The sequence below is a fragment of the Psychrobacter sp. 1U2 genome (assembly GCF_051847575.1).
The window spans coordinates 1-911 of the sequence record NZ_JBPYDC010000662.1 but is presented as its reverse complement, the minus strand read 5'-3'; the positions used below and the strand labels follow the sequence as shown (position 1 = coordinate 911).

Below are 911 nucleotides of genomic sequence, written 5' to 3'. Positions count from 1 at the left end.
CAAGGTAATAAGTCTTGCCAGCTGGCGTCAATGAAATCCGGTGCGGCGTACGATAAAAGAGTGAAATGTTTAACATCTCCTCTAACTGCGCAACCTGCTTACTGATGGCGCTTTGTGTCATATGCATCTCTTGCGCGGCATGGGTAAAGCTCAGATGCCGCGCGGCCGTCTCAAAACATTGCAGCGCAGTCGTCGATGGATATCTTCTAAACGCAAGGGGCTTACTGGTTTCGGTTTTCATCATTTATAATTTTTATCTCATGTAAATACAAAAGCAGCAAAAGCTGATTGACTATCGCTTTCATTTAATTATGCAAACTGTATAAGCCTATCTAAACTGGCAAACGGTTTGCGCATTATTGTGGCGACGCTGATCGTCTTATTAATAAAAACTCTTGTTCAAGTATTAAGATTATATCCCAAATTGAGACATTGGATTGAAGGATTGGACAGTAGGTACTGATATTAAGCCTAATGATTCACGCTCTTTGATAGTCTAATCAAAAGCATTACCTTAAAAAAACATTCTATCAGTCATAAAACGACAGCAAAAAGCCGATAACAAAATAGCTATCGGCTTAATGAAATGAATGACAATAAAATAATTAATAGTTAAATCAGCGGTGAACGCATTTAAGCGTTATTCTTAATGCGGTGCATCAGGCTGATTCATAGGATCTGCATCAAAAAATGCTTGGAGCGTACGGCAGTGCTCATCAATGGCCATGATATTTGGGTAAGGTGTTAAATCCACCTTAAAGCGGCGAGCTGAATAGACTTGCGGGATTAGATAGCAATCTGCAAACGTTGGACTGTTACCGTAACAGAATTTGCCGCGCGCCTCATCTTTTGCCAGTAACGTCTCTAATGCAGCAAAGCCTTCCTCTATCCAGCGCTGACACCATTCCAAC

General features: G+C 41.1%; 2 protein-coding genes. Both read right to left on the bottom strand.

Features of this window, described 5'->3' with window-relative positions; translation table 11 throughout:
- Positions 1 to 241, bottom strand: a 241-nt coding sequence (locus ACS8FD_RS17950; protein WP_439276849.1) for a LysR family transcriptional regulator, incomplete at its 3' end; no start/stop codon positions are given.
- 405 nt (positions 242 to 646) lie between these two features.
- The coding region (locus tag ACS8FD_RS17945; RefSeq protein WP_439276848.1) for a glutathione S-transferase C-terminal domain-containing protein at positions 647 to 911 on the bottom strand (265 nt) is incomplete at its 5' end.